This window comes from Erwinia psidii, from assembly GCF_003846135.1.
GTDB classification, from domain to species: domain Bacteria; phylum Pseudomonadota; class Gammaproteobacteria; order Enterobacterales; family Enterobacteriaceae; genus Erwinia; species Erwinia psidii.
In genome coordinates this window covers 1-10,379 of sequence record NZ_RHHM01000027.1, presented here as the reverse complement: position 1 = coordinate 10,379, position 10,379 = coordinate 1, and the positions used below count along the sequence as shown (strand labels likewise).

Below are 10,379 nucleotides of genomic sequence, written 5' to 3'. Positions count from 1 at the left end.
TGAGCCGGACGAAGGATGGGACGTCGGAGACGGCGAACGCGTTGCGCTTTGAGGACAAGGCGGGGGAGGAGCAGCTGTGGATCCAGGCGCAGAAGAACATGGACACCAACGTGAAAAATGATGCGACGCATACCGTCGGGCAGAACCACTCGCATTACGTTGGAGCCAGTGAAACGCACCGGGTAGAAGCCAGTCGTCTTCACGGCGTGAAAGCGAGTGAAACGGTACTGACCGGCACGAAGAAAACCGACGCGGCGGTGGATGAGTATGTGTTGGCATCCGGCACGAAACTGCGGTTAGTCTGCGGTGAAAGTGCGATCGAACTGACGGCCGCCGGGCATATCAATATGATCGGGACCGGGTTCAATATCTTTGTTGAGGGGCAGGGTTATATCAATACCCACGGCGGGAAACTGAACCTGAATGACGGAACCGGGGCGGCCACTGTTGCACCGGGTGCAGGACACAAAAGCGATATTCACAGTGCCGTGGAGGCGCTGTTCCCGGCAAAAAAGGGGAGTAGCGTGGGAGGGCCGGTTCAAAAAGGACAATCAGCTAAAGCAATGGATAAAGGAGATAGCTCAAGTAAAAAGACAGCATACAATTATTCTGTCGATGATATGGTTAAGAAACAAAAAGAATTAAAAGCCACTCCGGTGAAATGGACAAAAAAAGGTTTCGTTGCTGCAAGCGAAGAAGAAATCAGGAATTATGTCGATCCAGTTAATTATCTTGAAGGAGCTAACAAATATCAATTTGTCAATCTTTCTGCATCTTCAGGGGTAAGTGAGGTCGACATGAATGCTTTTTTAAATGGGAAAGGAGCACTTGAAGGACAGGCACGGACTTATCTTGATGCAGCCAAAAAATATAACATTAATGAGGTTTACCTTGCCGCTCATTCAGCACTTGAAACAGGAAATGGATCAAGTGAACTTGCCAATGGTGTCATGATTAATGGCACAAAGGTTTACAACATGTATGGGATAGGCGCTCTTGATGGAAATGCCGTAACGACTGGTGCACAATATGCATATAAGCAAGGCTGGACTTCACCTGAAAAAGCGATTGAAGGTGGTGCAAAATGGATATCTGATAAATTTGTAAACGGTAGTGAGCAGAATACACTTTATAAAATGCGTTGGAATCCAGCCTCACCGGGAACACACCAGTATGCTACTGATGTAAATTGGGCAGTTGCACAGACTAAAAATATGAAAAAAATGTTTGATAGCTTTCCTGATGCAAATTTATCATATGATATTCCACAATTTAAGTAATGTTAAGGTTGAAAATATGTTGTCTTTTAAAAAAAATGTCGTCATTTTTTTTGCGCTGTTGACTTTAAATCCATTATTTGCTATGCCAGCAAACTCATCAGTTTTGCAAAGTGTTTCTGTGCCTGCTAATTTAACGATGGACGATTTCTTTGTCGATATTTCAGGGCATAAGCTGGGGATCGGTAATAAATGGAATGAGAAAACTGCACATTTTTTCGGAAAAGAACAAAGCCGGCAATTTGTCGGTGATATTCCCGCTGGCGATACCAGCTATAAATTTTGGCAGCACAATTATGCAGGTTACTCTGTTTATAGTTCAAATGTTTATTGGGACAAGGAAGAACGTTCTGTCGATGATTACATTATTGCCCAAATAACCATCAGCTCACCTGTGATTATGACAAACCGAGGTGTTAAAGTTGGCGACAGTGAAGAGCAATTAATAAATAAGTATGGTGCGGGAAATGAGGATGACAGTGACGGACAGCACTGGAGAATTTTTGAAAATGACAGCAAACGTATAGGTTTTCAGATTGAAAATAAAAAGGTAACGAATATTAATATAGTTTTCAGACTGGATGACTGACGTAAAAAAGGGTTATTTTATTCCCTGACAAGATGGCAAGACCGGGACTCGCTCAGGTGGGACGTTGGCATGGAAAAATAATAACCCAGGAAACATCAGGGCGGGTAAGTTTGCGACAGCAAATGGAGCTATTGGAACAGGGCCAGGTAGATTTGCAGAATAAAGAGTTAGGTAATGTTGTTTCAGCAATCAGAACGCATGAAGGTTGGAGTGCAGGAAATGTTAACTTTGAAAAATAAAAAAGACATTTTTTCGATGAAAAATATGCTTATATCGTTTTTTTTTAGTGTGCTTCTACTATTGAGTCATTCGTCTCAGGCGCAAATTGATTTACCCTATGAACCCGCTGTCGTTGAACTGAAAGGTATTATTTCAATAAATCAGTTTGATGGGCCACCAAATTATGGTGAAGGTCCTGATGATAAAAAAGTCAATGTACCTGTGCTACGTCTTTCAGAGCCGGTCAATGTAAATCCTGCATCCGGTCTTTCCGATGATGATCCTGATAACCAGCTGGAAAAAAAGTTCAGCTCTTACAGATTGTTAATTACAGAAAAGAGATAAAGGTAAACGGCTGTTACCGTATAACCGGTACGCTGATGCACCAGGTTACTGCCGGGCACTATACCCCGGTTTTAATGGTGATGCAGTCATTTAAAGCATCTTCTGGTTGTAAATGAAGCGTACTGAAGCGTGAAGCCATGACGGCGCAAAGCTGATAAAGCGCGAATGGCGGACAGTAAAACACAGCATATCAGTGGACAAATATATGCGGGCACCTTACAGACGCCCGCACTGCTGCTGATGCAATGACAAAAACGAATAGCGTTAAGATGATTTCTCCCGAAGAATACGTTAGTTGGCTTCCCGATTCTTTTCAGAGAAAGCCAGTGAAGTTTATTAGGTTATCTGTACAATGACAGGGGAGCGTCTGTGCGCATAAATAAAGTTACTGCAATTTTATTTTCTTTATTATTTTCTTCATTTGTGTGCGCCTCGCAGTACAAAAACCTGGCTCAATATGCAACGCCCAATTCAGTTGTTAATATATTCAATGATAAGGTGATTTCCACAGACGTTAAAAACCTCACCAAATCAAATTACAATCAATTTATTGGCAATTATCAGGCATTCGCAGATCCTGTAAAAGTCACTGATGGTGGACTGTTAGTTGATGGCTGGCTCAACGAGCTGCGGCTGGAAAATGCTTCAGCGATGGTTATTGAGCCAGATGGAAGACTGTATCTGGCGTGGGTTGTTCCGGGAAATTCACGCGTCATGTATCTGACTAATGATAAGAATATGTCGGGAATACAGCCTGATATCCGTCAATGGGCAAGCAGGTTTGAGCATGTTTCATTTGATGAAAAAAAGCAACAGAGCGCCGTGGTTGACGTTGTCCCCAGAGTGAGCTATTTCGAATCCAAAAATTATAAAGTGAAAATTATGTTAACCTGTGCTGACAGCACTCAGGTATGTAATAAAGCGTTATATCAGGGCACGAGTAAGTCGGATGGCAAAAAGACAGCCGTTATGGGGCAGGTTATCAGAACTCATTGTGATTCAATGGTATGCCCTGTGAGTGGTTATCAGTTTGAAAATAAGAATGCAAAAACAAAATATTTGCTGACAGCGGATAATCCGACTTTATCTGTGCTGGTTAATAATAAAGTTGTTCTGACAGAATCAGGTGGCTGGAGTGTGAACTAAAATGGTTTTCTGAGCCTGTTATTTCATAACCCAATGAAGAAAGCGGTAGGAAGAGGTTGGTGATGATATATCAGCGAATAAGATCGTGTGTTCAGGAATATCATATGAAAGCGATTTTATTTATTACCGTTATTGCTACTTTATCTGCACCTCTTTCCGCTAAAGAATTAGCTTACTCTGACCAGTTCAAGAAATGTATGAATGCTGCAGAAGGTGTTACTGTCAGTATGAGGGCATGTTATGCGGATGAAATTGACAGTCAGGAAAAAAGATTAAACCTGAATTATAGAAATTACCTGTCACTGATAAGTCCTGATATAAAGAAAAATTTTGTCAATGCCCAGCGGACATGGGTTAAATATCGTGACGAAAACTGTCAGGCATTTCAATCACAGGAAGTTGGCGGTACGCTGTCCTTGGTGGTGGGAGATAGCTGTTATTTGAAAATGACAACTGAAAGGGCTGATGATTTTCAGAGGAAAGAAAGTAAGTAATAAATTCCATGTTGGGAAATGATAAATAGCATAGTCATGTCTGATGAAGGAGTGCATTTCAGTCCGGGTGTTTTAATAATCCTGGATTCGTGAATGATTGTTTATAATACTGATATGCACAGGCTGGCTTAATCGTGTGCATAGCTGCCCGGACGTGGTGATAAAATGAATCAATTTAAAAAAATAATGCTGATGTTGGTACTTTCAGGCTTATATTCTGCATCATCACTTGCCAGTGACTTTACAGGTCAATGGACAGGGGAAAAGATAACAGAAGGGGACAAGGATAAGGTCTCTATGACAATATGGTTGAATGAGTCAGAAGATGAAGTCACCGGAAGATATTGCCTGATTTATCAAAACGGAAGTCGCACTGATTGTTCAGGAAATGATGAGAGTAATATACATGGCAGAATAAAAAGTAAAGGAATTGCAGACATAAACTTTGATAGTTGGTTTGGAGGGAAAAATGGTGAGGCACTATTAACTGGCAAAGGCAATCAACTTTCATGGCGGCTGATTGCTAAACCTCAGGGAAATGAGTCATATATTCCGGCATTCTTTGTTCTACACAAAAAGAAAGATAACGTCAGTGATGTGAAGTTTACCAAACGTCTGCTAAGTAAGTTATATGGTTTGACAATAATTAATCATTGCAATGATTTCCACTCTGATTGTAACAAGCTTGATTTATTGCTGATTAACAAATCAACGAATGATGTTGCTATGTTATCTGGCCACTTAAATAATGAAAATTATTCCTTTGCAACAAAAGACGGACTTAATCATGTATCCATCAGCGATGGAACTGTTCATACCATTTTTAATGGAAAAGAAGTTTCTGAGACAGTGACCGGGCAATGACAGTCAGGGTAAATGACCATGTTCTCATGGATTAGCGCACATTTGCCCGAGGATGTCCCGCTGTTCTGGAAACTGAACGGTAGCAGGGCTTTGTTCCGGGCATAAAAGACAGGTAAGAAACTTTTTTCCTGCAATCTACGTCAGAACAGAACGCTGCGAAAATTAAGAAAGATATTGCTTCAGTTAAAAGAAATGTTCGTCCTTTGTCTTCAGAACAGTAGAAATTTTCTGATAAGGTTTATGCTGCCGCGAAAAATAATGAGGCCAGGACAGATATCCTGACTGAAAATACCACGGATCAGGCCATCCTTGAGTCCGGTTGGAGGGCTGTGCCTGCGGATATAAATAAAAAAATAATAATCTTTTCGGCATTAAAGCTCATGGGGCTCAACGGTACGTAAAGGACTGGACACACGAGTATGAGAACGGTAGAGAAGTAAAAGTGTTGGGGAACTTTGCCAGCTACGATACCATTGATGAAAGTATTGATAGTCATTCTGATTTTTCGATGAAAAATATAAAATTTTGTTTAGCAGTAACGATCCAATGCAATGGGGTGAGGGCTTGTAAAATAAAGGGTATGCAACAGATCCTGACTGTGCTAATGGCTTAATTGGTGTCGTGAAGGAATGTGTTTAATATTATTAGGCATTTTCTGTTGGTGTTTTTCTTTATTTCTTTCTCGTCTTATGCTCAGGGAGATTGTGCTCATCTTGATAAACAGGCCAGTCTTCAGGGTGTCAAAATGGATAACACAGATAATATTTATCAGGTTTCAGGGAAAGGCCGTTGATACTTGTACTCTGCGCCAGACAGCAAATGTGTGATGAAAAAAACGTTTATTGTGCCCGGTGATTCTGTTTATACCTATATTGAATATAATAACTATTTCTCTGTGATGTATATATCTAAAGACGAACGGCAGGTTGCAGGCTGGGTTGATAAATCAGGATTGGTGGAAACACATAAGGGTGTTGGCCCTGACTATCAGCATCCCGAAAATTAAATCACAGTGTTATTTTTTTCAGAGCGTTAACCCTGACAGGTAGTTTAATGCATCAGGTTACTATTAATTACCATATCCCGGTTTTAATGGTGATGCAGTTATTTAAAACGTCTTCAGGTTGTAAATGAAGCGTGAAGCCATGACGGCGCTGAACCTGCCCGCACCCGCGCCGACAATAGCGTCCATTGTTGCAGGCCCTCAGTCTGATAGCAAAAACAGCCAGGTTATCACAACCCGTTGCAACGGTGTCCCTGTCAGTGGCTGTCTGTTTGACAGTAAAAATATCTGCACGGTCCGGGCATTAACCACAGCACCACCATTGCTGAGGGTCAGCTCCAATAATAACCCCGTTATCACTGAAAAAGGTGTCGGGTCCGGGTAATACCCCGTCACTGCATCAGTCAGCAAACAGGCTGCCGGTAAAATGAATACTGATTAAATCTCGCGCCATCCGACGCGGTATCAACCAATTCCATTAAAAAAACAGCGATATCAGCAACGCCAGCAGGCGGTGTCAGCTTTTTCTGAGAGTCATCATTATGCAATATCATTTAAATGAAGGATCCTTCACCCTCCCTGACGGCGGCTGGCTGGACAACAGTATGAACGTGCTGCGGGATGACGCCAGCGGCATCACGCTTGTTATCAGCCGTGGTCCCGTCCCTGAAGGCAGCGATTTTGAACAGGAGTTTTATCGTCAGTGGGATGATATGCGCCCGCAAATGACCCGCCTGCAACAGTCGGACTTTACCCGTGTTACCGTGGGCGCTCAGCAGCAGATCCGTGCCGTTCAGGTGTCCAGCCACTTCGAGCGCAACGGACAAACCCTGCATCAGCACCAGCTCGCCGTACAGGCCACAGAGAAAAACAGCCTGATGGTGCTCACCTTCTCCGCGCTGCGCCCGTTTACCGATGAAGATAACCAACGCTGGGCGTCGCTGAAACAGTCGCTGGATCTGACCCGGCATGGACAGGAAGTCTGAGTGATGAGCAACAAGCCCGCAGCACGGAAAGATGATGACCTGATCCACGCCAGTATTTTTGCCGATATCACCAGCATTGTGGTGGAAGGTGCCGCCTATGCCGCGATTGGCGCTGTCGTGGGGGCGGCAGCAACCGCCGCCGCCCCGCTGGCAGGAGCCGGTATGGTGGCGGCAGGCCTGACAACCATTGGCTCAAGCTGCGTCCTCAGCGGCATTATTGGTGGCATGCTGGCGAACATGGCCGGAATTACCGACGATATTGCCCACGCCGCCAGCGGTGTCGGGGATTTTCTGTTTCCACCTGCGGTCAGCGGAAAAATTACCAGCGGATCGGACAACGTTCTGACCAATAACAAAAAGGCGGCGCGTGCGGCGGCGATGCTGCTTCCTCCTGAAACGGTGGTGCCGGAAAGCCAGTCACCGATGAGCTTTCTGGACTATGGCCGTGCGCTGTTGGGCAGCGTTGGCCAGATAGCCAACGCGTTCTGGCAACCGACGGTGGCCGGTCCGGTAAGCAATGCGCAAGCCACCCAGCAGGATACCGTTGCCTGTGACAAGCATCCTGGCCCCCAGTTTATGGCGGAGGGATCGTCCTCCGTGCTGATCAACGGTCAGCCTGCCATCCGTGCCGGCGATCGTTCCACCTGCGAAGCAACGGTGGCGGATAACGTCTCCCCGGATGTGATTATCGGTGGTGAAAGCGTGGTGGTGCGGGAGATAAAAAGCGGTAAGACACCGGGGCTGGCGCTGGCGATGATGCTGCTTCCTCTGCTGCGCGGCCGGCCGGGCGCCATCATGCGCAATATGCCTTGCATGGTCGCGGGTGCCATTGGTGGCATGGCCGGTGACATGCTGGTCAATGCCGTATTCTCCTCGTCCAATCCGGTACACGCCGCCACGGGGGCGAAAGTCCTTAACGATGACGCCGATCTTGATTTCAGCCTGCCGGGGCGTTTTCCCCTGCTCTGGCAGCGCAATTACAACAGTCGCTCAACGCTGGAAAGCCTGTATGGCCCTGGCTGGACCACCGTATTTGATACGCGTCTTAACGTGGTTGATGGTCAGTGCCTGTGGTTTGACGAATTTGGTCGTGAACTGCGTTTTAGCCTGCCGCCAGAAAATGAGCCGCTTTACAGCCCGACCGATGGCCTGATTTTCCGTCGTGGGCCGGGAGGGGAACTGGCGATCGCCGATGATGATGGCAGCTGCTGGCGTCTTTATCGCCCGATGCGCCGCGATCCGACCACGCTCAGACTGGCCTCCCTGAGCGATGAATACGGCAACCTGCTGGAGATCGATTACGATGAGGTGGGCCACCCGGTACGTATTCACGATGCCGCCTGTGTGATTGATGTTCATCTGGATTACCACGACGACCGCGTTACCGGCCTGCGGCAGGTTGACGAAGAAAAATCCTGGCCGCTGATGCACTATGCCTACAACGATGTGGGTCAGCTTATCCGGGTGACGGACGCCACCGGGGTGGTGACGCGTGAATTCAGCTGGAATGACGAAGGGCTGATGAGCAGCCACCGCCTGCCCGGCGGTATGTTAAGCGAATATCGCTGGCAATATTTTGATGACTGGCGGGTGGTGGCCAACCGTACCAGCGCGGGCGACAGCTGTACGTTCACTTACGATGTAAGCGCTGGCGTCACCACGGTCAGTCATGATGATGGGCGTCAGCGTCAGCATTTCTGGAACGACCAGCAGCTGGTGACCCGTTACGTTGATGAGCGAAATGAAGCCTGGTGTTTTGAATGGAATGACCAGCAGCAGTTAACGTGCATGCTTGATCCGCTCGGTAACAGCCAGCGTTTTCACTATGACGAAGCCGGTAACCGGGTTGCAGAAGAGGACGCGCTCGGTAACCGGCGCACCACACAGTGGCTGGAAACCCGCGCGCTGCCTGCCAGCATCATCGGAGCCGATGGCGCGGTGACGCGTTTTATTTACGATGAGCATTATGGTCTGGCGCAGGTGCTGACGGCAGACGGCATCATCGAGCAGTTTGAGCGTAATGAGTCGGGTCTGGTGGTTCGCCGCACGGACGCGGCTGGCGGCGTCAGCCGCTATGAATACAATGCCGCCGGACAGGTCACCGCGGCGGTGGACTGTTCCGGTTATACCACCGCTTACCGCTATCATCCGCTGGGCTGGCTGTTGAGCGAAACCGCCCCGGACGGTGAGGAAACCCGTTACGACTACGATGCGGCGGGGCGGCTGCTTTCGCGGCGGCGTGCCGAGGGCTGGGAAGAAAAAATTCGCTGGAATGGGCGTGGGTTACCGGTAGGCCGCCAGACGGCGGACGGCAGGGAGAGCCTGTTTCGCTACGATGACGTGGGCAGGCTGGTTGCCAGCCGTAACCCTGAAGGGGGCGAGGTACGGCGCGACTATGACAGCCGCAGCCGCTTAACCCGGCTGACCACGGAAAATGGCGAAAGCTACGATTTCCGCTGGGGGGCTGATTCCCTGCTGCTGGAGGAGCGCGGCCTGGACGGCGTGGCCACCCGCTATGACTATGACGCCAGCGGGCGGGTAAGTGGCCGGACTTTTGCCGCTGATACGTCTGCGGCCTTCAGCCATCTTTTCCGCTACGACGCGCGCGGGCTGGTAACGGGAAAACGCACCCCGGACGGCGAAACGCGCTTTGCGTGGTCGGCGGTAGGGCAGTTGCTGAAGGCGGCGTTCCATCCGTCGCTGGACGGCGAACATGTTACGGATGCGCCGGAGCAGGCGCTGGCATTTACCTGGGACCGCGCGGGCCGTCTGACGTCAGAAAGCGGTGAGCAGGGGGTGGTGAAGTATGAATGGGACGCGCTGGGCAACCGCACCGGCACGACGCTGCCGGACGGACGGCGGATCCGCAGCCTCTATTATGGCAGCGGGCACCTGCTGAATATTGCCCTGGACGACCTGCCGCTTACCGGTTTCAGCCGTGACACCCTGCACCGCGAAGTCAGTCGGACGCAGGGCGCACTGACCAGCCGCAGCTCGTATGACCGTCTGGGCCGCCTGCATCAGCGTGACGTGTTCCGCGGCAGCCGCCAGCGTCCCGCGCCACGGGAGTGGTCACGGCGCTGGGACTATGACTACCGCAATAATCCGGTGCGTGAGGAGCATGACGACAATCCTTTTGTCTGGCGGCAGTGGCAGTACGACGCGGCAGGACGGCTGCTGAAGCAGGATGGTGCGCTGCCGGACCACGAGCGGTGGGGCTGGGATGGTGCATCCAACCCGCTGGACGCGGGGGTACATACGGTGCCGCACAACCGGGTCACACAGCTGAACGGCACCCGCTGGCGTTATGACATTCACGGCCGCACGGTGGACAAAGTACGCGGCGGTGAGCGCTGGCGTTTCAGTTACGACGGTGAGCACCGTCTCAGCGGAGTGATACGGGAAGCGAGGCACGGCGCGCAGACGGCGGTGAGTTTCCGTTACGACCCGCTGGGA

The 10,379-nt window shown here is 49.0% G+C and carries 11 protein-coding genes; all 11 read left to right on the top strand.

Annotated features, from left to right (window positions below; all coding sequences use genetic code 11):
* The coding region (locus EB241_RS20575; RefSeq protein WP_199737410.1) for an N-acetylglucosaminidase at nt 1-1,280 on the top strand (1,280 nt) is incomplete at its 5' end.
* Nucleotides 1,281-1,296: 16 nt separating this feature from the next.
* A complete protein-coding gene (locus tag EB241_RS20570; RefSeq protein WP_124234920.1) occupies nt 1,297-1,866 on the top strand; it encodes a hypothetical protein in 570 nt (189 codons plus the stop codon).
* A 174-nt stretch (nt 1,867-2,040) separates the two neighbouring features.
* The gene (locus EB241_RS20560) at nt 2,041-2,430 is read left to right on the top strand and encodes a hypothetical protein (RefSeq protein WP_124234919.1); all 390 of its coding nucleotides are present in this window, start codon (nt 2,041-2,043) and stop codon (nt 2,428-2,430) included.
* Nucleotides 2,406-2,546, top strand: coding sequence for a DUF4431 domain-containing protein (locus EB241_RS22030; RefSeq protein ID WP_407644288.1), 141 nt, complete (start codon nt 2,406-2,408; stop codon nt 2,544-2,546). Before EB241_RS20560 ends, EB241_RS22030 begins: the two co-directional genes overlap by 25 nt.
* Before the next feature lie 253 nt (nt 2,547-2,799).
* Entirely contained in the window at nt 2,800-3,576 is a 777-nt protein-coding gene (locus tag EB241_RS20550; RefSeq protein WP_124234918.1) for a hypothetical protein, read from the top strand.
* A gap of 104 nt (nt 3,577-3,680) precedes the next feature.
* Nucleotides 3,681-4,070 carry a lysozyme inhibitor LprI family protein gene (locus tag EB241_RS20545; protein WP_124234917.1) on the top strand — a complete coding sequence of 130 codons (390 nt, stop codon included), beginning with the start codon at nt 3,681-3,683 and terminating at the stop codon, nt 4,068-4,070.
* A gap of 165 nt (nt 4,071-4,235) precedes the next feature.
* Nucleotides 4,236-4,934 (top strand): hypothetical protein, encoded by a 699-nt coding sequence (locus EB241_RS20540; RefSeq protein WP_124234916.1) that lies wholly within the window; start codon nt 4,236-4,238, stop codon nt 4,932-4,934.
* A gap of 826 nt (nt 4,935-5,760) precedes the next feature.
* Nucleotides 5,761-5,940, top strand: coding sequence for a hypothetical protein (locus tag EB241_RS20535; RefSeq protein ID WP_124234915.1), 180 nt, complete (start codon nt 5,761-5,763; stop codon nt 5,938-5,940).
* 124 nt (nt 5,941-6,064) lie between these two features.
* A complete protein-coding gene (locus tag EB241_RS20530) occupies nt 6,065-6,322 on the top strand; it encodes a hypothetical protein (protein WP_124234914.1) in 258 nt (85 codons plus the stop codon).
* Between the two features lie 157 nt (nt 6,323-6,479).
* Nucleotides 6,480-6,923, top strand: a complete 444-nt coding sequence (locus EB241_RS20525; protein WP_124234913.1) for a DcrB-related protein — start codon at nt 6,480-6,482, stop codon at nt 6,921-6,923.
* Nucleotides 6,924-6,926: 3 nt separating this feature from the next.
* The coding region (locus EB241_RS20520; RefSeq protein ID WP_124234912.1) for a DUF6531 domain-containing protein at nt 6,927-10,379 on the top strand (3,453 nt) is incomplete at its 3' end.

Excerpts from the sequence above, each read along its gene's own strand:
- EB241_RS20570 (WP_124234920.1), top strand. The coding sequence starts at position 1,297 with ATGTTGTCTTTTAAAAAAAATGTCGTCATTTTTTTTGCGCTGTTGACT.
- EB241_RS20545 (WP_124234917.1), top strand. The coding sequence starts at position 3,681 with ATGAAAGCGATTTTATTTATTACCGTTATTGCTACTTTATCTGCACCT.
- EB241_RS20530 (WP_124234914.1), top strand. The coding sequence starts at position 6,065 with ATGAAGCGTGAAGCCATGACGGCGCTGAACCTGCCCGCACCCGCGCCG.
- EB241_RS20540 (WP_124234916.1), top strand. The coding sequence starts at position 4,236 with ATGAATCAATTTAAAAAAATAATGCTGATGTTGGTACTTTCAGGCTTA.
- EB241_RS20525 (WP_124234913.1), top strand. The coding sequence starts at position 6,480 with ATGCAATATCATTTAAATGAAGGATCCTTCACCCTCCCTGACGGCGGC.
- EB241_RS20535 (WP_124234915.1), top strand. The coding sequence starts at position 5,761 with ATGAAAAAAACGTTTATTGTGCCCGGTGATTCTGTTTATACCTATATT.
- EB241_RS20560 (WP_124234919.1), top strand. The coding sequence starts at position 2,041 with ATGTTGTTTCAGCAATCAGAACGCATGAAGGTTGGAGTGCAGGAAATG.